At 49.0% G+C, this 21,948-nt stretch carries 22 protein-coding genes and 3 pseudogenes; 7 read left to right on the top strand and 18 right to left on the bottom strand.

The annotated features are described in order from the left end of the window. Positions 1 to 46 precede the first annotated feature (46 nt). Positions 47 to 697 (bottom strand): GPO family capsid scaffolding protein, encoded by a 651-nt coding sequence (locus SGP1_RS02285; RefSeq protein WP_341532836.1) that lies wholly within the window; start codon positions 695 to 697, stop codon positions 47 to 49. A gap of 608 nt (positions 698 to 1,305) precedes the next feature. Between SGP1_RS02285 and SGP1_RS23145 the strand changes: the two are divergent. From SGP1_RS23145 to SGP1_RS32480, 4 genes and pseudogenes are all read left to right on the top strand, one after another. Then, positions 1,306 to 3,069: pseudogene (locus SGP1_RS23145) on the top strand (terminase large subunit domain-containing protein). Positions 3,070 to 3,079: 10 nt separating this feature from the next. After that, positions 3,080 to 4,150: a phage portal protein gene (locus SGP1_RS02270; protein ID WP_041866560.1), complete on the top strand. Its 1,071-nt coding sequence runs from the start codon at positions 3,080 to 3,082 to the stop codon at positions 4,148 to 4,150. A 90-nt stretch (positions 4,151 to 4,240) separates the two neighbouring features. Continuing rightward, positions 4,241 to 4,459 carry an ogr/Delta-like zinc finger family protein gene (locus SGP1_RS02265; RefSeq protein ID WP_050747352.1) on the top strand — a complete coding sequence of 73 codons (219 nt, stop codon included), beginning with the start codon at positions 4,241 to 4,243 and terminating at the stop codon, positions 4,457 to 4,459. 665 nt (positions 4,460 to 5,124) lie between these two features. After that, positions 5,125 to 5,691, top strand: coding sequence for a hypothetical protein (locus SGP1_RS32480; protein WP_050747351.1), 567 nt, complete (start codon positions 5,125 to 5,127; stop codon positions 5,689 to 5,691). A 63-nt stretch (positions 5,692 to 5,754) separates the two neighbouring features. Here the strand turns inward: SGP1_RS32480 and SGP1_RS28995 are convergent, their stop codons facing one another. The 11 genes from SGP1_RS28995 to SGP1_RS35510 all read right to left on the bottom strand — a co-directional run bounded on the left by SGP1_RS28995 (position 5,755) and on the right by SGP1_RS35510 (position 11,155). Continuing rightward, entirely contained in the window at positions 5,755 to 6,051 is a 297-nt protein-coding gene (locus tag SGP1_RS28995; protein WP_050747350.1) for a hypothetical protein, read from the bottom strand. An 18-nt stretch (positions 6,052 to 6,069) separates the two neighbouring features. After that, positions 6,070 to 6,336: a toprim domain-containing protein gene (locus SGP1_RS28990; RefSeq protein WP_050747349.1), complete on the bottom strand. Its 267-nt coding sequence runs from the start codon at positions 6,334 to 6,336 to the stop codon at positions 6,070 to 6,072. Next, positions 6,294 to 6,701 (bottom strand): hypothetical protein, encoded by a 408-nt coding sequence (locus SGP1_RS30545; protein WP_050747348.1) that lies wholly within the window; start codon positions 6,699 to 6,701, stop codon positions 6,294 to 6,296. The genes SGP1_RS28990 and SGP1_RS30545 overlap by 43 nt, the downstream gene beginning before the upstream one ends. 48 nt (positions 6,702 to 6,749) lie before the next feature. Continuing rightward, positions 6,750 to 7,085: a hypothetical protein gene (locus tag SGP1_RS02255; RefSeq protein WP_050747347.1), complete on the bottom strand. Its 336-nt coding sequence runs from the start codon at positions 7,083 to 7,085 to the stop codon at positions 6,750 to 6,752. Positions 7,086 to 7,176: 91 nt separating this feature from the next. Continuing rightward, on the bottom strand, positions 7,177 to 7,458 hold the full coding sequence (locus SGP1_RS02250; protein WP_041866559.1) for a hypothetical protein: 282 nt from the start codon (positions 7,456 to 7,458) through the stop codon (positions 7,177 to 7,179). Positions 7,459 to 7,672: 214 nt separating this feature from the next. After that, positions 7,673 to 7,825 carry a hypothetical protein gene (locus SGP1_RS30540; protein WP_158302312.1) on the bottom strand — a complete coding sequence of 51 codons (153 nt, stop codon included), beginning with the start codon at positions 7,823 to 7,825 and terminating at the stop codon, positions 7,673 to 7,675. Continuing rightward, positions 7,818 to 8,087 (bottom strand): helix-turn-helix transcriptional regulator, encoded by a 270-nt coding sequence (locus SGP1_RS02245; RefSeq protein ID WP_050747346.1) that lies wholly within the window; start codon positions 8,085 to 8,087, stop codon positions 7,818 to 7,820. The genes SGP1_RS30540 and SGP1_RS02245 overlap by 8 nt, the downstream gene beginning before the upstream one ends. A gap of 665 nt (positions 8,088 to 8,752) precedes the next feature. Next, entirely contained in the window at positions 8,753 to 8,911 is a 159-nt protein-coding gene (locus SGP1_RS02240) for a helix-turn-helix domain-containing protein (RefSeq protein ID WP_041866558.1), read from the bottom strand. Positions 8,912 to 9,497: 586 nt separating this feature from the next. After that, positions 9,498 to 9,860: a hypothetical protein gene (locus SGP1_RS02235; protein WP_041866557.1), complete on the bottom strand. Its 363-nt coding sequence runs from the start codon at positions 9,858 to 9,860 to the stop codon at positions 9,498 to 9,500. Further along, positions 9,857 to 10,609 carry a tyrosine-type recombinase/integrase gene (locus tag SGP1_RS35515; protein ID WP_341532835.1) on the bottom strand — a complete coding sequence of 251 codons (753 nt, stop codon included), beginning with the start codon at positions 10,607 to 10,609 and terminating at the stop codon, positions 9,857 to 9,859. The genes SGP1_RS02235 and SGP1_RS35515 overlap by 4 nt, the downstream gene beginning before the upstream one ends. Positions 10,610 to 10,615: 6 nt before the next feature. After that, positions 10,616 to 11,155 (bottom strand): Arm DNA-binding domain-containing protein, encoded by a 540-nt coding sequence (locus tag SGP1_RS35510; protein ID WP_341532834.1) that lies wholly within the window; start codon positions 11,153 to 11,155, stop codon positions 10,616 to 10,618. 286 nt (positions 11,156 to 11,441) lie between these two features. Here SGP1_RS35510 and SGP1_RS02225 point away from each other — a divergent pair, with 286 nt between their 5' ends. Further along, a complete protein-coding gene (locus SGP1_RS02225; protein ID WP_011410107.1) occupies positions 11,442 to 12,281 on the top strand; it encodes an IS110 family transposase in 840 nt (279 codons plus the stop codon). Positions 12,282 to 12,644: 363 nt separating this feature from the next. On the opposite strand, the gene SGP1_RS02220 is transcribed toward SGP1_RS02225, so the two are convergent. From SGP1_RS02220 to SGP1_RS02205, 4 genes and pseudogenes are all read right to left on the bottom strand, one after another. Further along, positions 12,645 to 13,019 (bottom strand): MHS family MFS transporter, encoded by a 375-nt coding sequence (locus SGP1_RS02220; RefSeq protein WP_148203340.1) that lies wholly within the window; start codon positions 13,017 to 13,019, stop codon positions 12,645 to 12,647. Positions 13,020 to 13,150: 131 nt separating this feature from the next. Then, a complete protein-coding gene (locus SGP1_RS02215; protein ID WP_041866555.1) occupies positions 13,151 to 13,486 on the bottom strand; it encodes a hypothetical protein in 336 nt (111 codons plus the stop codon). Positions 13,487 to 13,497: 11 nt separating this feature from the next. Continuing rightward, a pseudogene (locus tag SGP1_RS02210) lies at positions 13,498 to 14,405 on the bottom strand (DUF6772 family protein). 297 nt (positions 14,406 to 14,702) lie between these two features. After that, positions 14,703 to 15,428: a GntR family transcriptional regulator gene (locus tag SGP1_RS02205; RefSeq protein WP_041866554.1), complete on the bottom strand. Its 726-nt coding sequence runs from the start codon at positions 15,426 to 15,428 to the stop codon at positions 14,703 to 14,705. A gap of 646 nt (positions 15,429 to 16,074) precedes the next feature. On the opposite strand from SGP1_RS02205, the gene SGP1_RS02200 reads away from it, so the two are divergent. Further along, on the top strand, positions 16,075 to 17,250 hold the full coding sequence (locus SGP1_RS02200) for an O-antigen ligase family protein (RefSeq protein ID WP_011410104.1): 1,176 nt from the start codon (positions 16,075 to 16,077) through the stop codon (positions 17,248 to 17,250). On the opposite strand, the gene SGP1_RS02195 is transcribed toward SGP1_RS02200, so the two are convergent. Continuing rightward, positions 17,200 to 18,330 (bottom strand): glycosyltransferase family 9 protein, encoded by a 1,131-nt coding sequence (locus SGP1_RS02195; RefSeq protein ID WP_011410103.1) that lies wholly within the window; start codon positions 18,328 to 18,330, stop codon positions 17,200 to 17,202. The genes SGP1_RS02200 and SGP1_RS02195 overlap by 51 nt on opposite strands. A gap of 357 nt (positions 18,331 to 18,687) precedes the next feature. Here SGP1_RS02195 and SGP1_RS02190 point away from each other — a divergent pair. Continuing rightward, positions 18,688 to 19,506 (top strand): annotated as a pseudogene (locus tag SGP1_RS02190) (aldo/keto reductase). Between the two features lie 902 nt (positions 19,507 to 20,408). Here the strand turns inward: SGP1_RS02190 and SGP1_RS26390 are convergent. After that, a complete protein-coding gene (locus SGP1_RS26390; protein ID WP_074013219.1) occupies positions 20,409 to 20,612 on the bottom strand; it encodes an ogr/Delta-like zinc finger family protein in 204 nt (67 codons plus the stop codon). Positions 20,613 to 21,948 lie beyond the last annotated feature (1,336 nt).

Below are 21,948 nucleotides of genomic sequence, written 5' to 3'. Positions count from 1 at the left end.
AATGGTTTTTCCTTATCGACAGGATGAACAGATAACCGCCGGTAGATCACAGAAAGTTAAAGGGCTTGCGGCCAGTGCCGGGATGTTTGTTGGGCAGCGCGGTAATACGGCTGTCCAGCTTGCTAAAGCTCTTGACGATGCCGCCAATGTTGTCACGCAGCAGTTTGAACTCCTGGGTGTCCACCACCTCTTTGACGGTTTCCACGTCTTCCTGCACTTCAGCGACATCCTGCTTGACTTCCTCTACCGCGGTTTCGGTCTGCTCTGCCTGTCCTTCCAGCGCGGCAACGCGGTTTTCCAGTGCGGCAACGGCTTCCGCCAGCGCCTGCAATTTGTCCATGTCTACCGGCGTCGGCTCTTCCAGGGAAAAGATTTTCCGCCAGCTGCCGGTTTTTTGCTTTTTCATATGATGACCTTTCAAAGTGAAAGGTTGCGTGGCGGCATAAATCAAACCCTGGTGACGAGTCTGGCTAAAGTGCAGCCGTTCGGTATAGACACTGGCGGGTTCATCAGTGACCCCTAGCCCTTCCAGATAGGATTTTTCCGTTCCCCGGAAATTAACGTCCGGGGTAAATTCTGCCGAGCAGAAAACCAGTTGGCCCTCTGCATTGGCGAGCATAAGCTTGATATTGGGACGCAGACGGGCATAGAGCCGCATAATACCGTCCTCACCCTCTTCACATTGCAGGGCCAGCATTCACCATAATTACCCTTTTCAGGGTCGCGCTCATGGTAGGGCCATATCATGGCCGTTTTTAACGCCGGATCATAAATCTCTACAGCATCCATCAACCAGGCGCGTTCAATATAGCGCCGGTCGCCAGTTTCGCCTTCAGCACAAATACAGATCCAGTCTGTCATTAATTGTGGCTCTGCCATGCTCGGTGTTTTTCACTGTCGGGTGAATAGAGGACGTCAGTATTTTTCATTTGTTGTTTTTATGCATTATGTTTAATTCGGAAATTTCGGATTTTCTAAATATTATCCGAAGGCGAACCCTTCGCTAGCCATTACTTGACAAATGAAAACGGTAAATTCCAGCTTTATTGTTATTTTCAGGATTGATTTCCATAATGGTTTTAATTGATTGAAAAATAAAATAACGCATGCAATGCAATAGCGACCATCTGGATTTTATATTTACCATTAATTTAGTTAACTTATCTTGTTTTTTGCTATTTCCCCCGTCGTCAAGCGGGGATGGGTTAATGGTTAAATCCGAATTAATCCTCTCGACACTGCCGGTCGGATGGTAATATCCCCCTTTTACACACGGCTTCCCCAATGATTCTATAATGGATAGCGATGGCTAAATATTCAGAGGAACTCATCACCGTTGCGCGCTCGCTCTATTTACGTCATATGACGCCGGGCGAAATTGCCCGTGAGCTGAATCTGCCGAATGCGCGGGTGGTGTATTACTGGGCCGATAAAGGGGGCTGGGCCGACCTGCTGAGTCATGAAAGCCTTGAAGAGGTGATTAATCGGCGCGTTCAACTGCTGACCTTACGGGATAACAAGACTGACAGCGAGTTACGTGAGCTGGACAGTTTGCTTGCGCACTACGGCAAATTACGCGTGCAGGCCAGCAAACATGCGGAAAAACTCGCAGCGTATGCCGCAGGGAGTGTGGGAGCAGAAACGGGTGCGCGGGCGGGCGTAAGAGGGACGGACGAAAAAGCGAAAATATTGCAAAAATGATATTTCCGGGTTAAGCCAGGCCGATTTTGACGACTTCGCCAGCACGGTGCTGTTTGGCTACCAGCGGCATTTACGTCTTAACATGACGCAGAATACGCGCAATATCCTGAAAAGTCGCCAGGTTGGCTTAACCTGGTATTTCGCCTTTGAAGCGCTGGAAAACGCCGTCATGACGGGCGAGCCGCACATTTTCCTTTCCGCGTCCCGTCCGCAAGCCGAGGTGTTTCGCTCTCATATCATCACGATTGCTCAACAGATTTTGGCGTTCGGCTGACCGGCAACCTATTCGTCTGAGCAACGGCGCGGAGCTGCGTTTTTTATCCACCAATTCCAACACGGCGCAATCCTACAGCGGCCATCTTTATATCGATGAGTATTTCTGGATACAGAACTTTACCCGACTTAACGAGGTGGCCAGTGCCATGGCAACACATGATCGCTGGCGCACCACCTATTTTTCGACCCTCAGCAGCAAGGCGCATCAGGCGTATCCGTTCTGGACCGGCGAAACCTGGCAGCATGGCGATGCCAAACGCAAAAAGATCGCCTTTCCGGCGTTTGATGAACTGCGCGACGGCGGGCGGCTGTGTCCTGATGGGCAATGGCGCTATGTTATTACCCTGGAGGATGCTATCGCCGGCGGCTTCAATCTGGCCAGCCTGGAGCGCCTGCGCAGCAAATACCCGCGCGATACCTTTAACATGCTCTATCAATGCCAGTTTGTGGACAGTGGTGATAGCGTGTTCAGCTTTGGCGATCTGGAGCGGTGCGGGGTCGAGACCGTACGCTGGCAAGATCATCAGCCTAACGCTGCCCGTCCCTTCGGCAACCGCGAAGTCTGGGCCGGTTTTGACCCGGCTCGTTCTGGAGACACCTCCACTTTTGTGATTATGGCGCCGCCGCAGTATGAGGGCGAACGCTTCCGGGTGCTGGTGACCTTCTACTGGCAGGGGATGAACTGGAAATACCAGGCCAGCCAGATCAAGGCGCTGTTTGCACGCTACCATATGACGCATATCGGCATTGATACCACCGGGATCGGCAGCGGTGTGTTTGAAATGGTGGAAGCCTTCGCGCCACGTCAGACCGTGGCTATCCGCTACGGGGTGGAAACCAAAAACCGCCTGGTGCTGAAAATGGTCGATTTGGTGGAAAGCCAGCGCATCGAATGGGACGGTGAGCAGAAGGAAATCGCCGCCAGCTTTCTGTCTATTCGCCGTACCAGTACTGCCCAAAGGGGGCGGCATGACCTTTATTGCCGATCGCAGCCAGTAAACCGGCCATGCGGATGTGTTTTTTGCACTTTCACACTCGGCGGATAACGAACCGCTGAACCACAAAAATCCCGCTGATCCATCTGGAAAATAAGCCAACACCCATGAAAAAACGTCAACCCCGCCGTCAGGCGGCGCGCAACAGTGGCAAGGCCGCCGTCAGCCGTCAGCGGCATATGAGCATGATCAAGACCGGCACCCTGGGCAATCCTGAACCGGTACTGACCACCGGCACCGATTACCGCGATATCTGGTACGACAACGCGGTCGATCACTATTCACTGTCCATTGACCGGCTGGCGCTGGCGCAGCTGGTGAACCTCAACGGCCAGCACGGCGGGGTGCTCTATGCCCGGCGCAATATGGTGGCCGCCGATTATCGGGATGGCGGCCTGAGCCACGAGCAGCTGAAGGCCGGCATGTTTGATTACCTGACCTTTGGCGATCTGGCCATCCTGAAAGTGCGCAACGGCTGGGGCGAGGTGATCGCCCTGGCTCCGCTGCCCTCACTCTATCTGCGCCTGCGCAAAAGCGGCGAATTCGTCATATTGCAACAGGGCGAGCCGTTAGTTTACCCGCCAGAGGACGTGATTTTCCTGCAACAGTACGATCCGCAGCAGCAAATTTACGGCCTGCCGGACTATATCGGCGGGATCCACTCGGCGCTACTTAACAGCGAGGCCACCATTTTTCGGCGTCTCTACTACCATAACGGCGCGCATACGGGCTGCATCATTTACACCAATGATCCGAACCTCAGTCCTGAAATGGAAGAACAAATCATGGCATGCGTTGAGCAGGGAAAAGGGGTCGGGAATTTTAAAACGCTGTTTGTCAGTATTCCGAAGGGCGATCCCGAGGGCATCAAATTTATTCCCATCGGCGATATCAGCGCCAAAGATGAGTTCAGCAATATCAAGAATATCAGCGCTCGGGATGTGTTAAACGCGCATCGCTACCCGGCCGGGCTGGCGGGGATTATTCCCAGCAATGCGGCGGGTCTAGGCGACCCGGTCAAGGCGCGGGAAACCTACCGGCAGGACGAGGTGATCCCGCTTCAGCGCATGCTACGGGATGCCGTCAATCATGACCCGGAGATCCCCGCGCATTTGCACCTGATGTTTGGTGAGGAGGCGGCAAAAACCGATACGAAAATGGCATTAAAAATGATATAATTCATCATGTTATCCGCATTTTAGACTGACTGGCATGGAGGGTAAAGTACGATGAAAAACTAATGAAAAGAGTGTGGCGCGTCGGCGTTTATTCAAAAAACGGCTCGACTTCATCCTGAGCTCGCGGTTCAGTATTGTGCCTGTAGCAACAAGCAATGTGGGCATACCTTTGTGCAAAATATTACGTTTTCCCACACGTTGACGCCGAGCGCAAAAACCACCGACATTTGGCTTAAAGCCGCCGTTAAAGGCATGAATTCGCAGCAGCGAAAGACGCTGATGGAATTTCTTCAACAGCCGGCGGCCTGATCAGGACACACACCTATCGCTGCATGATATTATCAGTATGTTGGATGCCCTGCCGCTATTTTCGGAGCGGGGTTCACAAAACCATTACATCCCCTAAAACAGCATAATAACGCAATGATTTTTAAAATAAAAACCTGTAACGCCCTTACCATTACAAAGCGTTACTAAAACCGTTACACGTAACGCCTTTGTAATGGTTTTGTAACGCTTTGCCGATATAAAATTCTTCTTATTTATCATAATAATAGAGTGTATTTTTGATTTTGTAACGGTTGTAACGCTTTTGCGAGCCCCCCCTAAAATTTTCAGCCCTTTTATATTTGTACGATTTATAGACTGATTTGTTGTATTTATGTTTTTATTTTGTTTGTGAATTGCTTGTCCCTTTTTGAGCCTGTTTTTCCATCAACGTCAGCATCTGTTTGCGTTCATCCGGTAGGGTATTTTAGCCAGCACCCATGTCTGGGGAATGGCGTGACTGCCGTTATGGCGGGGGGACAGGGCAGAAGGCTGGAAGAGCCACTTGGATGGGGTGGAAAAAAGAAAACGCCATACCGACATGTCTGGCCGTATGGCGCATTGACAGGCTATCTGGAAGACAATGAAATCGGTTAACCCTCGACGTCAAATATCTAGCATCGTACAACCTCGGGAAGTCGTTGAGAATGCACGAGGGGGCGAGCGCCGTTGCAAGCCGCATTAACCTTGCTCCTCACGCTTTTGATACCGCAGAATTTGCGTCACCGTCCCGTTTTGAGCAACTTCTTGATTTCCGTTATGTCAAAAGATGGCTGCCTGTGTTCGTTTGCCACCGCACGAGAGTGGTTAAAGTTGATGGCGATAGCACCTGGCTCCGGGGAATGGTTAACCCCCCAAGGGTCGTGTGCATCCAGATAATCACAGGTTTCCCAAAATTCCTGTACCTTCGGGTGATCGCTCCGTATGGCCTTTATCCACTCCACGGCCAGTTGTGTGATGGCCTCCCGTGTTTAACGCAAATGCTCTGTATCCAACGGCAGGATCATCGGCAATATTTCCAACAGGGCCGCCAGCTGTGCGGCGGTGAACGTCGCCTTAACTGGGGGAATACCTCCGGGGAAATCAATGCGCAGATATTACCAGGCTTCGTCTGTGGCATCGGATTTCTGGAAATACAAGGGGGTTGGGTAGCAATTAGCAATTTCGGCTACCGCACCGGACTCTTTCAGTGCTTTGGCTTCCCGTTCGTTTAAATGCGGCTCCGCACCCTGAATACGTTCAACCGCCTTCATATGCCGATCAATATCAAGCTTGAACTAGTACAGGCGGGAATCATGCTCAAAATGAAATTCATGTCGCTCCGTGTGCTGAAATATCAGCAACGCCTTGTCGGTCGCATTTCGGGCAATCAGCAGCACGCCATAATAGCGATAGGTCTCTAGGTCCTTCGGTGTCAGTTTTCCCTTGAGATGCAGGTCGTTCCAGTCCTCCTTGATTTTTCCATCGAGGGGGCAATGCTGCCCTGGCTTTCCACCTTCGGCCCTGCTGCGTTCGACATGCTTGCGTATTGCACGCTCTCCGGCGTTTCCCCTGTCCAGAGCCCAGACGAGCACAGGGCGCGGGCGGTTATCTTACAGCACGGCCAAAGCCTGTAACGCCTTCTCCGGGTAATTGTGGCAGGTCATCAACGATACGGCGGCCACGCCATGCTGATTCAGGCTGATGGCGTCAAAAATACCTTCAACCAGCCAGATTTCCTTTTGGTCGGTCAGCGCCTGTGCGGCCCTCGACCACCATTGCCCGGCATAACGTCCGCCAAAGTTGGCTTTGCGGTCAAATCGTTCCAGCTGGTCAATCAGGCGCTCCCAGTATGTGCCGCCGGGCAGGGAAAAACGCACCGTCCCGTTCCCAGGCCCTTCTGGTGATAGCTTTCCTGTGTGTAGCAACCGGCAATCAGGGCCATATCCAGACCGCGCCCCTCGCGTAAATACGCCTCAGCGGCGGCATGGGGCTGTTTTGTTGTGGGCAGGTAACGTTCTGACCAATGACTGAATAAATCGTCATAGTGCGCTTTAACAATGACTTCGCTGCCGCATTTGTTTTCCCGCCCGCAGCGCAGCACATAGGGTTTCTCAATACTGGTAAATAATTCGCGTTTTTTGCAATAGGGGCAAATGCCTTTTCGCAGGTATTCCCCTTGCTCGACAAACTGGAATTCCTTTATCAGGCGTTGTATAATTTCGCCATGCAGATGGCTATGCATAACAGACTCCAAAGCGCCCCCATGGGCGCTTTTATTTGGCTCATTATTTTATTCAGTGGTATTCATTGATTCAGAGGCGGCTTGTTGTCGTAGCCATTCATCACACAGACCTTTTTTCTTAATTTCCTCAAATATATCAACAATATCGTCATGAATGTAACTGAATAAATGTGGTATGTAGTCCGGGTATCTAATGTGTATTTCACGGCGTATTAAATCCTGATAGATATAAACGGATACATCACGCGAACGATTGAATTTATGGTAAGATTCAATGCTTATATGGTTTTTATGCGTGGTCTCGCTCTGGCTTTCAGGCTGCTTTTTGCCAATTTTTGATAAAGCGATGACCTGCGCTGATGAGAGCATGGGTGATTTTTTCATTATCAATTCCTCAGATAAATTAGACACTATATTGCAACTGATTTTTCCAGCTATTGATACACTAAAAATATTTTCTTCTTAGCATGCCCTTCTATAGAATCCTCTTTTGATGCAACGTGTCTTTTTCTGTTCTAAAACCAATATAACTGTCTATTAGAGAGTTCATTTTTTCGATATCATACAGTGTAGCCAAATGGCATTTCGATATTTTTATTTTTCTAAAACCTATCTGCTTTAAATAGGTTTTGACTTGACCTGTTGCCTGAATTGCAGTGATCGCCTCGACGATACAATCGCATGTCATATATTCATCGTCAGGATCGATACAGGAGAAATAGACGATATAAGGACAAGAAATAAACATATCAGCCATGTTTCACCTTCACTACCTTTACGGTGTATTCATTGTCGTCGGCGTATGTTCCATTGCAGGTAATATCATCCATTAATCTACGGGCAAATTTTGCAGCTTTTCCAGGCGAATTGTATTTTTGTGTACTCTGATATTTTTTCTTCGCCAGTGATCACATTACGAAAGATAACTAATATTTTATACATTTCTGACCTCCTCAATTCTTGCAAGGCACTCATAGGTGACGGAGCCGTCGGCCTTCGTGTACATAGGCCATTCTCTGCGCGTCTTTCCAGGCGGATTCGCGGGTCTTGTAGGGGCCGTTATGCACCATTTCGTGCCGGTCGCCGGTTGCGTGGTTAATCAGGGTGATCATGATTTTAAACATGGGTCCCCCCCTCATCGCCGTTATCGACGCTCGACGAAGACCGGGTGTGGCTATGGCGTTTGCATTCGCTCAGGGCAAAGAACACCAGGCGCACCTGAAACAGGGAAAGCAAATTGTTCAAGGAGGGGAAATCGAATTTTTTCTTTATCGTGCCCAACATGATTTCAATCGTCTTGGGGGCAACACCGCGTATTACGGCTATCTCTTTCTGCGATAGGCCCAACGAAAGCAGAATGGCTATCTCTAGCTGGTCTGGCGTCATTTCCGGGAAGACATCACTGAATTCCTGTATTTGAGACAGGTCAAAGAGGGGCTTTTTAATGCTTTGCCATGGGCCGCCTCCCGAACCAGCTTGCGGCCAGCCCAGATAAGGTGGCTATCTTTAAACATGGCGATGAAAGTACGGCGGTCTTGGCGTGTGAGCGACACTTTGCCGTAAGGCGTGGTCTCGTATTCGGGGATAATCCAGTAGGTATAATAAACTCAGGGCGAGCTTGGGTGGTAGCCATAGTGTTGTGGCCTCTTCTTCGGATCCATAAGGACCTCGCTCCTCGATGCTAAACGAGGTGGCGAGACGTATCGGGGTTAGCATACCGGTGAAGAAGATGAAGCCGGCGAGCCCGAAGGCTCCCCCGTTACGTCCCACCATTATAGGGGCGCAACGCAGGTTTCGGACGTAAAAAAACCGCACTTTGAAGCGGCATATGTTCGCTTCTTCACTCGGGATGCTAAACCCGGTTGCCCATTGAGGGGCAACGTGAATATCTTGCGATCCATAAAGCACCTTTGTCAAATATTTTTTTCAGTAAGTTTTAGAGGTAACATAACAGCCCCCGATTTAGTAGCTATATCCACTATAATTTCCGTCCATTCAGCCTCTCCGATGCTTTTTATTCACGCCTGTTAGCGGCGTGTGGATTTTAGGTACTAATCGAAATCACTCTTGAGATAAATAACTTTCTTAAGCACTGCTTTATAATAGGGGATTTTTACCTTTCCTGTGCATGCCCAGTTAGCCATAGTGGCTGAAGTAACACCGATATAGTCGGCAGCTTCTTTGCGAGTCATACGTTCTTGCAAGTTCATCTTTTCACCTAGTTAATGGGATAACATGATGAAAAAGATAATTTAAAAATCAGGCAAATAAAATGATCATTAGAATAATATGAGAATCGTTAAGGGCAAAAAAGTATACTCATTAAGCCAATGATCACTTGTTAATCAATAGCTTAAATTGTTATTAGTTTGAAGTTTTTTGTATATGGCTTACGTGGGACTTGCATCTGTTCATCGCGAATATTCTGCACCCATCGCCTTACCGTCTGTATTGATGGAATATCACGGTGCTTAGAAAGATAAGCAGATATCTTGTTTGAGAGTGAATAAGTTGAAACATCAGGATATTTAACTAGAGTAAGGTTAACAATCTTCACAACCTCACTGTAATGTTTATTCCTTGGCCCACGCTTATCTCTATCAGGAATATTCAATTCTACATTTTTATTTTTCCGTGCTTGATGTAAAACAAACACCGAGATCTCTTTATAAAACTGAGAATTAAAATAACCAATATAATTACACATCACGATTTCATCTATAATGACAGTAAGAATATCGTAGGATTGCTATGTATGTCCTATTTCCGCCAAATAAATACTTGTAGAAAATGTACTTATCTCAGCATTATTAAAAGGAATGGAGATTTTTTATTCGCATATTTTACATTTTTGATGATTGTAGGTAAGTCATAAATATTACCAGAAGGAAACTTTATTGTTATTGCATCTGAAAGCTGCTGTATTTTAAGCTTAACCTCTTTCATTGCTACACTTTTTATCCACATAAAAATAGTTTCAAAAACACCACAAACGTCCATTCTTTTATTTGCAGTTACAAGCACTGACCTATTAAAAATCTTTACAACCCCGGGAGATAAAATACCTGATAGTTTAATTTCTGACATCATTAACTTTATAATGTCATTAACATGTGGTTTTTCATTGCCACCTGTATACTCTGGATGATAGCATTTCATACCTTGTCCTTTAGTAATTTCTTAAGATCTTCCTCATTTGATAACGACTCTAGAATTTTTTCCACACTTGACATATTTCTTTCAATCCCCGCTTCGTGGAGAATTTTACATTCTATTATTTTTGCTGGCCCTATTAATTCCTCTACAGGAAAACTTATGTAACCCTGTGTAACATCAGAGGACATTCCTGATTTATGGTTCATTAAGCGTTTTAATACATACGTACCAACGCCACTTAACTCGGCAATAGTCGCAAAAGTTCTCCATGCATCGTGACAAGTAAAGTTAATCGGTTTTTCATTGTCGTTATTTTTCGATTTAATCTGCTCAATGATTTTACCTATAGCTTTACGAGGATCAGTAATTTTTCCTCCTTTTGCAGAAGCAAATACATATTTATTTTTATCTATCCAAAAATATCCACCATTAATATTCACTCTATCCCACTCTAAACCAAATACTTCACCTCTACGTAAGCCAGTAAACAAAGCCATATCAAGAGCATCACAAATAGCAGCTATATGGTCATCCCTGTTAAATTCCGCTTCTTCTCTGACGACGTCAACAGCTCGTAACCATCGCCCTAACTCATGATTACGAATACGAGTATTTTTTCTCACTAGGCCATGCCACTGGCGTTTTGTACTTAATGCAATTGTCGGAGGTTCAGGCAATAACTTGATACCCTCTTCGTCACGGTAATTGTCATAAGCAAAATTATAAACAGCCCGTAAAGCTCTTCCCCACAAATCTGCCTATGCTTTACTTCCTGCTCCCTTGCGCAATTTAGCCAGCTTAGCTCCAAACCATACCAAACCATCTGTAATAGCCTTGTGCCTGCTTTGAGTGTCATCTCTTGAAATCTTCGCTATTGGCCTGTTCAACCAATCACAGGAAAAATTAGTGAGCAAGCGCCTATACTGATTAGCAGTTGTTACTTTAAGCCTACTTCCACGTGTCTCAATATATAGCTCCAACGCTTCGCTAAGTGTTACATTTGCCCGCTGCGTTTCCTTCCGTGTTTCGTTTGGGTTCTTTCCCGTAGCTCCTATCCCACCCAACGTTTCAAGCGCCATTTCTCTGGCCTGCTCTACTGAGATTTCAGGAAACCGGCCAAGCGCTGTCCTGATGAACTTGCTCTTGACCTTCCTGACAGCGTAAAACGTCTTAAGGCCAGTGGCACCGACTCTAAGACGCAAGCCTCTCACATGGTTATCGTAATACTCGTCCTGCCGACCTTTTTGTGCAGCAGGAAGCTCGCTGAGCTTTGATTTGGTGAACTTGAAAGGCTCCATTCCCTTCCCTCAATAAAAATCGCGCTAAAATCGCTTGGTGCATGGTCAAACAAAACCAGGCTCCCTTATATCTCGATCATTGTACTCAGGGTATTATGCTCCCCGACTGATCATCGGGAAGTCGTGGGTGAGATGGAACCCTCCCTCGGGCTTCGAGCCTGTCCAATAGATTCATCCCCCACGACTTATCTCCCGCCTTCAAGACTGGACGGTATCCTGTGCCTGGAGCACGTATCTATAAGGAAGGTCATGGCGGTTTCCTGATTCACCCAGAAGGAGATAGCACGTGCAAATTCTCACCCCTGTCGGCATTGATGTTGCTTCCCAGAAATTTGACGTTGCAGTCTGGAAAGGTAAAGCAGCCTACAAATCCAAAGCCTTTTCTAACACGCCTAAGGGTTTCGATGCGCTGAAAAAATGGCTTGAGCCGTTCGGTGACTGCCATATATGCATGGAAGCAACAGGTGCTTACAGTGAGCCATTGTCTACTTTCCTGGCTGATGCAGGTTACGCTGTAAGCGTGGAAAATCCAGCACGTATAAAATCATTCGGCTGCAGTGAACTGAGTCGTAACAAGACAGATAAAGGCGATGCACGCATGATCGCACGTTATTGTAAGCTGCATGTTCCTGTGTTGTGGCAACCGTTGCCGCTGAATGAAAGAAAGCTGAAAGCGTTGGTCAACCGGCTAATAAATCTGAAGAATATAGGCAACAATCCAAGTCTTAAGCAAAACAGGGAACTGTTGGAATCGATCCCTGGGATAGCTGGCGCGTTGAGTAGCACGATATTGGGTTATTTTGGTGATATGTCACGGTTCGATAGCAGCAAAGCTGTCGTGGCTTGGGCTGGTCTGAATCCGATGTTGCAGGAGTCTGGGCTGTGGAAAGGTAAAAGTCGGATATCAAAGGTGGGCAACGCCATGATACGTAAAGCCCTGTATATGCCGGCCCTGACGGCAATGCGCTATAACCCAGCAATAATAGCGCTGAAAGAGCGTATGAATGCACGTAATAAATCAGGGAAAGTTGTCGTGTGTGCGGCAATGAAGAAACTATTGCAACAAGCTTACGGAGTGCTGAAATCAGGACAGGTGTTCGATGCTGGAATATGTCTTGCAAGATAACTGGCAAGACGGTATCTATAGGCTACCTCAGAACAGTAAAATAGGGGAATAATCGTTATTTATGGTTAGTAATCGCAAACCTGTAAATTATTAAAATAAATGAAAATGAATAAAAATAGAGCAATGATAAATTAATCGTACTTTTTCTCATAATCGCTTGGTCGCTGGTTCAAGTCCAGCAGGGGCCACCAGAATTCAGATTTAAAATCATGAAGTTAAGCCACCTCTCGCGGTGGCTTTTTTGTTATGAGCGCCTGATTGTCGCTCCCGCGCCAGGGGGTAAAAGAAGACCTGCCAGGATCGCCGCTGCGAGAGAAGGGAATTTGAAATTGAACGCTCGCCCGTTAAACGGGCGAGCGACGATTAATACTCCGCAGCCGTTGGGTGACGTGTTGGCTGATCTTTCCAGCCGTGGTGGCCGTGACTTAACAGCAATGCCCCCACCGCGGCCAGTACCGCCAGCGCAATGGCATACACAGCAATCTGCCACCATTCACCGCCGGCGCTACTTTGCAGCGCGATGGCGATAAAGGGTAATGTGCCTCCGGCGACAGCGCCGGCAAGTTCACGGCTGCTTGCCATTCCGGTATAACGGATATGGGGAGGAAAGGCTTCCGATAACATGGCCGCCTGCGCACCGAGCATGGCATCGTTGCACAAACAGTAGATCAGAAACATTCCCAGCCAGATAGGCCCCTGTTCCCCGGTATTTAACAGCAGGAAGAAAGGTACCATCACGCCAGGAAAACCTTTTTGGCGCCAAACTTATCGCTCAGCGCGCTTGTCATGCCGTACAATGTGAAATCATACCACTCGAGAGCGGTCCCGACCATAGAAGCCAGGGCAGAACGTTTCGGATCGGACATACTCTACCCCTTTAATGCCAAGTGTAACGTGACCATTGCTTTTTGCGCTGCCCCTTCAAGGGCTATCTCAAGACGTAACCATCCCCCAAACTGGGTTAATGCAATAGCGGTTAATCCTGGTTCGCTGATAAGCGTGGCGTCACCAGGCGCCTCCGTCCAATGCACGCCATCGGGGGAATTTTTTGATCTGACCAATAGATGGTCAAAGTCAGCGATCTCGGGGTGGACCGTGAGAAAAAATAACGCCTCACTTGCCCAACCGCATTCATAAGGTTCGCTGGAAAATTGCTGGCTTATCGGCTGGTGCAGCTCAATGACCGAGGTATAAAACTCTTTCATTATTATATTCCTTACTTCGTAGGATTAACGTAACCGTCGGTGGGAATGACCACAGAGTCAAGGTAAAGAAAGACCCGACGATTTGCGCCGGTTTCGATGAAGAAAACGGGATTCAATAAACCCGTAATGCCTTTATATTCTGGCGCCAGCGTCGGTTTTTTCCCCGCAAATCCATTATTTTATCCATACATTGTAATTCCACATATTCCCTCCGTGAAACATCAATAGTTAACCGAAAATACATCCAATTGATTTTGTCATCCGCTTCATTGGCGACCAGATCCTGATCTCCCCCTTCAATCCATTGAAACCCGTCCCCCACGCCATCAGCCTGACGTTGACCATACCACTGCCCATCAATGCCGACTTTGTGCCAACCGTCATGACCGTAGTTCCAACGTCGATGATCAACGCCCTCATTAACCCTGAAATATTGCCAGCGCTTGATATGTTCCCCATCAGCGCTGTTGACGTAGCGCACTCCGGGCATCCAGCGATTTCCCTGACTCTGTAAATCAACAAAACAACCAAAAGCCCTGACGTCCTTATCGCCGATGCCGGCAACAGAGGGTTCGGGCGATAGGTGAACCAGGCTTCCAGGTACCTCCATGCGTTTGATAGCCAGCCCTATACTCCCCGGCGCCGGCGGCTGGTCAATAGGGGCACTGTTGGCCCACGTGGTCAACTTCAGAGACCGGCTTCCGCTCAGCGCGCAATGGGTACCCATCATCGGAAAAGTGGCGGACGATAGCATTGTCGGCCCCCAATGAATAAGATCGATTTCTTCAGAATGTGGCGCGAAATCGGATTTAACAAAATTAGATCTCAAATCCAGCCAACCATTATGGCCATGATTGAAATTATCAAAAGTAATGATCTTTTCGAGCGGATTATATTTTGCAAGGCTGTAATCATACATGGCGCATTCTCTTATTTTAGCAATAGCGATACCGTCCATTAGCGCGAATGGCAAGGTGAATATCGGGGATCGTCGGCATGACGCCTGCGCAAATCGTCATGCTTGTTATTGAAGCGTAAAAAGATAGCCTATTTACTCTTTCTCCCTTTCCAGAGCAGAAATGATAAAATCAGCATAATAGCGGCGTTAGCGATTGGTAAAGCCGCTTGAGGTAGTTGTGTGAATTATAACACATAATTGGTCTGACTAGATTTACGAAAAAATCATTTCGGACGGACCAATTACAGAGAACTACAATCAGTCGTTCTCCAGGGGTGACGAAGAAAACATATAGCCGTCGAAATCCGCCGCCGTAGTGTCTGCCAACTTGAGCATTTTATTTTTAATATTTTCAATATGTTGCCACATTGCCCGCTTCGCTCCGCGGGCGTCTCGGCGTTGAATCGCCTGCACGATGCGTAAACGGTCTTCATACCATTCCCAGCGCGCGCTGAAATCGCTGGTGTCACGATGTTGGTTCAGCCACATACCGGACCGGTTGCGCAGTTTCCAGCTCTCCTGCATTATCGCCACCAGTGCAGCGTTCTGCGTTGCCGCCGCCACCAGATAGTGGAAATGCTCATCGGTATCGTCAGAGGAAAGTTGCTCTCGCTCCAGCTCAATCGCTTTACGCAACTCCAGAACGTCGTTTCTGTTCGCCTGCAGTGCGGCAAATGAGGCGATTTCACTTTCCATAAGCTGCCTGGACTGCAATAGCTCAAACACGCCGCAGCTCACGCTGTCCGACAATGGCTCAGGAGTCAACGTCGACTCGGGGGAAGGCAGAACATAGACGCCGGAGCCTTTGCGGATTTTGACGCACTGTTCAAGTTCCAGCAGGATGAGCGCTTCTCTGACAACGCTGCGGCTGACCTCGAATTGCGCCGCGAGATCACGTTCCGCAGGCAATTTATCGCCTGGTTTAAATGCACCTCGCTGAATAGCGTCGCGCAGTTTCTGTCCAATTTCCTGGTATAGTCTCATGCTCACCTTATCAATTCTCGATAACACTGGACTGATCAAATGTCGCCCATTTGGTCAGTCCAATAGTACAGTTATCATAACGTCTCTTGTGCCCAATAGCCAATGTCCATCACCCTGAACGTTCCCGGCGCATTTCACGCAGGATAAGGGAACGGGTGGCCTCCCGATGCCCGGGCGTCTGCCATTAAGCAGGCGGCGCGCAAAAAAGTGCAGCCGGGAGAAACGCCGCTAAAAAGCGAAGATAAAACCCATCCGTGCGGTGAGAAAAAAGAGTCGTTATCTGCGATAGCCCAAAGCGCCATAAAGGAAAAGAGTTAATGATCTTCATGTTCTGCAAGGCAGCAGCATCGAGGGATTACCCGCGATAATGGCGTCATCACGATGCCGGTACCCCACGGCCGGATATGTCTGTTTTCAGGAAGTCCATGACTACCATCTTTCTTTTCTTTCAAGGATTATGTAAGCTGGGATTGTATTAATTTATGGAGCGTTTCATTTTGACGACCCCTATGCCGCATGGCTGCCGACCGGTACGCCAGCGACCACAGTATGACGATGGCTTTATGGCCGCCGCTTTCCGTGTGTTCTTTCCTAGTAGATGGGCATCTGCGCTGATCCGCATCATAACCGTGTAATTAAGGCAAAGATGTCTATGCTGTTGATCAAAAAATATTCCAGGCTAGAAAATGTCACGCTGATCATGTTTACGGCGTTTTTATTTTTCAGCACGCTTTTTTGCAACGTCACCAAAGTTAACAACCTGTTCCATCTTTCCTGCGGTCTGCTGCTATTGAGCCTGCTATTTCGCGGTCAGCTTTACCGCGATGCGCAACAGGATCGGGTCACGCTGCGCGGATTAGGCCTGATAGCGCTGATGGCTGTCTATTTTGCCCTTAGTAATATCTGGGGGGGCGATGCGGGGGAGACCATCTCTACACTGACCCACGGCGTTTACCTGATCATCTTCACCTTGCTCGGGTCGCTGGCGCTGCAAAATATCAGCCGGCACACGCTCATGGTCGCGGCGATCGCCGGCGTCACCGTCCTGTCGGTATTTACCATCGCCACCGACGCCAGCAAGGTCATTTATTTGCGCAAAGTCTCCGAATTCAATCCCGGGCCCGACAATGTGATTGACCTGGCCGGCTATTGCGCCATCGCCATTATGCTAAGCATGATCATCGCCCGGGAACGGCGACGCGTCGGTTACCTCCTGCTGGCGGTCATCCCGGCGGTCATGCTAGTTATGACCCAAAGCCGTGGCCCCTTACTGGCTCTGGTGCTGGTCATGCTGGCAACGCTGCGCTGGCGGCGATCCACCCCGCGCGCGATGGGGTTTGCCGTGCTGCTGGCGCTACTCGCGGCGCTATTGTTGATCTTTACGCCGGTCGGCGATCTTCTGCTGATGCGGTTTGAGAGCCTGAGCAATGAATCCGGATTGCGCCTGAGTATCTGGCACCATGTTCTGGCGGAAGTGGGCTTGCGTCCCTGGCTGGGGCTGGGTTTCAATCACGAACTGAATTTCATTAATTACGATGGCACTCACATTAGCACCGCCCATAGCGTCTATCTCGGTACGCTCTACAAAGGCGGCGTCATTGGCCTGGCGCTCCTGGCGCTGCTGCTGGGTTACGGGCTGTTATGCGCTCTGCGCGCTTTCAGAGCGGGATATCGCCTGGAAGCGGCGATATATCTTTTCATGCTGCTGTTTATCGCCTCGCAGGGGATGTTTATGATTAGCAATCCCCGCGAGACATGGATCTTGTTTTGGTTACCGTTGGCGGTAGTCTTCAGCGCTGGTAGCCGCGCGGCACCGGGTTAATTCCCCATTACGGCGCTGGCGGGTGATGTCGGCCAGCTTGTCATCCACCGCCAAGCATAATGCGTCTAGCGGTAAGTCGCTTACACTCGGTTGATCGATGACCAACTGCACCGCATTGTCGTAATGGGGTGCCCAGATGTTATAGCCTACCAGCCCACTATCTTTAAGCCGCCGCGTATTGTATATCGCCACCAAGGGCGTGTTAAAGGCGCAGGCCATATGCACAATTGAAGTATCGGGACTGACGACCAGATCGGCGCTGCGCACGATCTCTACCGCCGTGTTGATGGTGCTGTCGACGATAAATGCCGCATCAGCTAACTCCCACCGCCGCAGCAAATCGCCGCGACCTATCAACAGCACGCGAAAACGCACGTTGCGCCGCCGCAAATGGGCAATCAACCCTGCCACCTGTTCACGGGAAAAATCTTTATCTTCAGACCCGGTGAAAGGATTAATGGCGATGATCCATTCGTCGGAGGGACGGGATAAGTAAGGCGCTAACGCGTCGACGGCTGAGGGATCGCGTCCGAGCGAATAGCGAAACGGCGCCGGCAGCAGGTTAAACAGCGCCAGCACCGCCCGGTGGCGTTCAGTAATATGACGTTCACTATCCCGCCAAACCAGCTGAGGCGCATAGCGCGCCGAACCCGATTTATTGAAACCGATTACATAGCGCGGCGCCAAACGATGCAAGAGCCGTAGTCTTTCGTAATTCCGCACGTCGTCAAAATCGATGACCACGTCAAAACGCTGCTGACGCAGAACGCTCAGCGACATCCGCTTATCGTAGCGATAGGTGTGGTGTACTGCATCGCTGTACGCCAGTAACGCCTCGCACACAGGGCCGGTAAGAACCGAAATGTGATACCCCTTATCAGCCAGTTGTCGGGCGGTGCCTGTCGTGATGACCATATCGCCGATTTTATCGTCCAGGCGTAACAACAGGATCCGTTTGATCTTGTCCGGTGCCCATGCCTGCGGACGGCATGTCATGTTCAGCCACGCGTTCAGTCCTTTGAATTTGAGCTGGCGCAGCGCCGCATTCTTGGCGCGGTTAAGGTGTCTCAGGATGTGCATAGCTATCCGCCGAGCTGTAACGATTCATTGATTGGGGGACAAAGATAACAAGCGCACTTACGATCCGCAAGGAAGCGGTACAGCCGCCAAGAGTTGTAGCGGTTTTGATGCAAACGGAAGCGTCTGCTAAAAATTCAGCCAAGGTTGATATCGATTCTCAACGATTAATAAACTTGGCTCATATACGCGTGCACATTTTGTCCCCTAATGTTGTGCCATCAGCTCACGTATCCTGTCTTTCCCCCGCCTCAGTCAAAAAGGCAAATCGCGGGAGGAGTGCACATCAAGGCCCGCGTCAACAGGCGGGAAAAACGGAGGTCATTGTATGCAAAGTAAAACATTAATAACGGCGTTGCTATGCCGCTGGTGGGATTTAGTGTTTATCAGATCAATCACCCCGCTGAATGCGAGCGTGCCGTGCGGGAAACCATTTCTTTAGGCTATCGCCTAATAGATACCACCGCATCATACCAAAATGAAATTCAGGTGTGCAACGCCTTAAAACAAAGCGGGTTGCAACGTCATGCGTTTTTTGTCACCACCAAACTTTGGCTGCAGGATGCCAATTATGAGGGGGAAAAAGCACAATTTGAGCGATCCCTTAATCGCCCGCAGCTCAACTATTTGGATCTCTACCTCATTCATCAACCCTATAGCGATATTCACGGCGCCTAGCGTGCAATGGAGGAACTGTATCTGGCCGGCAAGACCAGGGCGATAGGCGTTAGCAATTTCCATCCCGATCGTCTAGCCGATATCATGGCATTCAACAAAATTCCCCCTGCGGTAAATCAGGTAGAAATTAACCCTTTTTACCAGCAACCTTATGCCGCTGCCTGGATGAAAAGCAAGGGGATCCAACCTGAAGCCTGGGCCCCCTTCGCTGAAGGGCGCCAGGAGATATTCCACCATCCACGTTTGCAGGCTATTGCAGGTCATTATGGCAAAAGCGTGGCCCAGGTGATCCTGCGCTGGCTCGTGCAGCGAGGGATCGTCTCGCTGGCTAAATCAGTACGAAAAGATCATATGGCTGAGAATATTGCGCTTTTCGACTTTGAACTCGGCGAGGAAGAGATGACACATATCGAAGCGTTGGACAGCGGCGTCAGCGCGTTCTTCTCACACCGGGATCCGGCCAGAGTCGAATGGTTGACGGCACGTCAGTTAGCCGTTTAGCCCAGCCGTCACAAGGCATGTCGAGTCGCGTTTATCGATCGCATTTGCTTGACACGTCGCTGTCATCATTGCCGTTTACCTCCTGGACTTCCCTTACGCTTATCCGCACATCAAGCGTAGGTGGCACAATCCGGCGATCGGCGCCGGCGGCGTTATGGATTAATCTGCCACGGTACCGCATCATCATCGTCAGGAGATAGCGTTTACTTGCGGTCGGCGGTGACGAAGTGGAACCTTTAGCGTCCTGCCCGGACCGATAACTAACGATCGACCACGGGTACGCTGGTCAGCGCGCCACACCAGCGCAGCATTAATAAAACGTTTACGCGATACAGCCGTTGGCGACGCGGCAAAACGCGCATATCTTTCAGCGTCCCCTTTTTCTACCGCCTGGAATAAGTGCTAATTGTGCCATTTCTATTGGCAATGTATCTCTCATTGGTCGGCAACGGTAACCCAGCGGTTACCGTTATTTACCTGCAACCATTTTTTAACAAATCAATTGCAAAATCGTCTAATATAAACGCCCGGTTAAACGTAACAACCAGAGACGTTCATCTCAGTAGTACAATTTCTAAAAAGCGTGTAAATTTATTATTCACTCTAACACAGAGAGGGCGATACGGCAGAGCCCTTTCTGGCAGAAAATGACAAAAATACGGAGAGATAAATCACAAAAAATTAATTATTTCAGTGGAAAATTTATCACGAGCGCTCAGGACTTACGTCTTATTTTATACGTGTTTGGCTCATTAAGTACCTTACTGAAAAATATTAATCACTCTCGCTATAAAAGGACCAGCAAGAATAAATTATATTTCATCTTCCATCTATCAAACATGTCGAATCCCTGAGCGCAGATCAAAGAAGAGTGTTTTACTAAATAGGATTTCCTGACCAGACTAGTCCGTGCTAACACATTCGTGCGGTACCACTGCGGCCACCACGCCTGGCTTGACGATAGATCCGGTAATACTCTCCAAGGTTTTAAAGGTATGCCCACAGTTGATATTAGTACATTGATGATAACGTTCCTTCGTTGTTTCGCTCAAATAACGACTGGAACGCGTATGGGCTGAAGATTTGCAGAGGGGGCAGTGCATCATGGCAATTTCTCCTTATTGATTTAACTATCGGCACTTAAAGGATATCATCAAGGGAGCTGAATTAACAAATAGTTAATCGACTTAATACATTAACTATTCGTTGTGCCATCCTCTGACAATAAACCTATCGTCAAACCTATTCATTCAGTGAATAAGGTATGTTATTTGGCGGCTTAATTGGCCCTTAAGCGCCAAATTACCCTGCGCCTGCCCGCCAGCCTCAGGAGAATCGCCCGACCCCGCTTACCGACAGAGACCATCACTGGGTAATGAGTGCCCCATCAATGTTAAGGCGCTGTCGACAGGGCGGTTTATCGCTGACGATGCTGACAATCTTGCCTAAAAGCGTGCTGAGCGACGCTCTACTCCTTCGCCACGTCACGTAACCAGTTACGCGTAAAACACGCCCCTGTTTTCTCACGCGAGGTCATGACGACCGTATTTTAACCGATCTTTTACCCTACCGAGCGGCGTAGATGCTATATCGGCAGATTATGCGATAACCTCAGACGGCGCAAGGGCTGGTGGTTTAACGGTGAACCAATGAACGCTGACTTGAACGATGGTCCTGTTTCCCTGCCCCAGCTAGGCAACCCGCTCACCAGCCCGTTCCTGGCCGACAGCCGGACGGTCGCCATAATTAAGCGGTAGCAGGTAGAGGGCGTCCCTCCCGTCATGTAGGTCAACAGCTCGCTAACCTCCTGAAAATCGCGTCCTTACGACGAAAACGCCGATGCATAACCACCTGGCAATACCCGAACCACCACGGCCTCCTACCGATGATGGCGTGGACAATCCGCCGCTGGCCGAATCGCCGGCCGTTTCATCTGCGGCCACAGTGCCTCTTAGCCCGACGATGGGCTCCGCTAAACGAAAACGAGAGGCTCGCCTACCGCCTTTATCTCCGCCGACAACATTGCCGAAGCCCCCCGTGCGAGCGTCGCACAGAGAGGCATTGCCCTGGTATAAGCACCATGACTGGCTGTCAAAATCGCCATCCCAGTCTGCCTATTGTCTCTTTCGCCACAGCGAAACCGTTAGAAAAAGCGAGACGGAGACACTCGTTACCGCCGGCATAGCGTGTCATCATTCATTCTCCGAACACCAACTACCTTATGTGGCCCGTCAGCGATCAAATACGAATCGGTGGCTATTGAGTTGCTGGTCTCCCCTGAGCTCTTTGATGAATAAAAATGATAAATTTGCGGAAAACTTATTTTACAGGTGTAGCATCAGTAATATCGGTAATTTCATATTCAGCTTTGGCAATATAATATATTCTCTTAGCTCCTCTTCCAATAAAATCCATTTACTTTGAGGTATCAATGAATTTCGC

This window comes from Sodalis glossinidius str. 'morsitans' (assembly GCF_000010085.1).
In the GTDB taxonomy this organism is placed as follows: Bacteria; Pseudomonadota; Gammaproteobacteria; order Enterobacterales; family Enterobacteriaceae; genus Sodalis; species Sodalis glossinidius.
The sequence above is the reverse complement of the archived record's forward strand: the minus strand, read 5'-3'. Positions and strand labels throughout refer to the sequence as shown.

What these genes read in the sequence shown, in the direction of transcription:
- SGP1_RS02285 (WP_341532836.1), bottom strand. Translation starts at nt 697, where the DNA reads ATGCTGGCCCTGCAATGTGAAGAGGGTGAGGACGGTATTATGCGGCTC.
- SGP1_RS02270 (WP_041866560.1), top strand. Translation starts at nt 3,080, where the DNA reads ATGAAAAAACGTCAACCCCGCCGTCAGGCGGCGCGCAACAGTGGCAAG.
- SGP1_RS32480 (WP_050747351.1), top strand. Translation starts at nt 5,125, where the DNA reads ATGCACGAGGGGGCGAGCGCCGTTGCAAGCCGCATTAACCTTGCTCCT.
- SGP1_RS30545 (WP_050747348.1), bottom strand. Translation starts at nt 6,701, where the DNA reads ATGCATAGCCATCTGCATGGCGAAATTATACAACGCCTGATAAAGGAA.
- SGP1_RS02255 (WP_050747347.1), bottom strand. Translation starts at nt 7,085, where the DNA reads ATGAAAAAATCACCCATGCTCTCATCAGCGCAGGTCATCGCTTTATCA.
- SGP1_RS02250 (WP_041866559.1), bottom strand. Translation starts at nt 7,458, where the DNA reads ATGGCTGATATGTTTATTTCTTGTCCTTATATCGTCTATTTCTCCTGT.
- SGP1_RS30540 (WP_158302312.1), bottom strand. Translation starts at nt 7,825, where the DNA reads ATGTTTAAAATCATGATCACCCTGATTAACCACGCAACCGGCGACCGG.
- SGP1_RS02245 (WP_050747346.1), bottom strand. Translation starts at nt 8,087, where the DNA reads ATGACGCCAGACCAGCTAGAGATAGCCATTCTGCTTTCGTTGGGCCTA.
- SGP1_RS02240 (WP_041866558.1), bottom strand. Translation starts at nt 8,911, where the DNA reads ATGAACTTGCAAGAACGTATGACTCGCAAAGAAGCTGCCGACTATATC.
- SGP1_RS02235 (WP_041866557.1), bottom strand. Translation starts at nt 9,860, where the DNA reads ATGAAATGCTATCATCCAGAGTATACAGGTGGCAATGAAAAACCACAT.
- SGP1_RS35510 (WP_341532834.1), bottom strand. Translation starts at nt 11,155, where the DNA reads ATGGAGCCTTTCAAGTTCACCAAATCAAAGCTCAGCGAGCTTCCTGCT.
- SGP1_RS02215 (WP_041866555.1), bottom strand. Translation starts at nt 13,486, where the DNA reads ATGAAAGAGTTTTATACCTCGGTCATTGAGCTGCACCAGCCGATAAGC.
- SGP1_RS02205 (WP_041866554.1), bottom strand. Translation starts at nt 15,428, where the DNA reads ATGAGACTATACCAGGAAATTGGACAGAAACTGCGCGACGCTATTCAG.
- SGP1_RS02200 (WP_011410104.1), top strand. Translation starts at nt 16,075, where the DNA reads ATGTCTATGCTGTTGATCAAAAAATATTCCAGGCTAGAAAATGTCACG.
- SGP1_RS02195 (WP_011410103.1), bottom strand. Translation starts at nt 18,330, where the DNA reads ATGCACATCCTGAGACACCTTAACCGCGCCAAGAATGCGGCGCTGCGC.
- SGP1_RS26390 (WP_074013219.1), bottom strand. Translation starts at nt 20,612, where the DNA reads ATGATGCACTGCCCCCTCTGCAAATCTTCAGCCCATACGCGTTCCAGT.